Annotated in this window: 1 pseudogene; it reads left to right on the forward strand. The window is 79.4% G+C overall.

Annotated features, from left to right (window positions below):
- A pseudogene (locus ACSNOK_RS33400) lies at window positions 1–423 on the forward strand (sigma-70 family RNA polymerase sigma factor); the annotation flags it as partial.
- Window positions 424–490: the final 67 nt, after the last annotated feature.

Consider the following 490-nt stretch of genomic DNA (forward strand, 5'->3'; position numbering starts at 1 on the left):
CAGCCCCCACCACGATCCGCCACCACACCGCCCGAGCCGCCTTCGGCCATCGCCCGTCCGGCCCGGCCCAGCGCCTTCTCACCGGCTTCTCGCGCCCCTGACGTCCCGCCCTCCTCGCCCGACCCCTGGGCGGAGTTCGGACGGCTGACCGTGGCCGCCCAGCCGAGCGGCCCGGACACGCTCGTCACGGTCACGGCCGTCGGAGGCGAGGTGCACTGGGCGGCCACGCCCGGCGCCGCCTGGCTGCGTCTCGGCCGGACGGGCGGTGTGCTGCTCCCCGGGCGTTCCCTGACCTTCACGGTCGCCACCGACCCCGACCGGGAGCCGGCCGACCCCTGGCAGACGCAGGTACGTCTGGCCCCGGGCTCCGCCATGGTGCCGGTCGGCGGCCCGGGACGCCTCCGGCGGGCCGGGACCGGCTGAGAGGGCGGCTCCGACGGGCCGGGGCCGGGTGAGGCGGTGGCGGCGCGGGCGCCGCCACCGCCTCACC

Source organism: Streptomyces sp. URMC 126 (genome assembly GCF_051386555.1).
Taxonomy (GTDB): domain Bacteria; phylum Actinomycetota; class Actinomycetes; order Streptomycetales; family Streptomycetaceae; genus Streptomyces.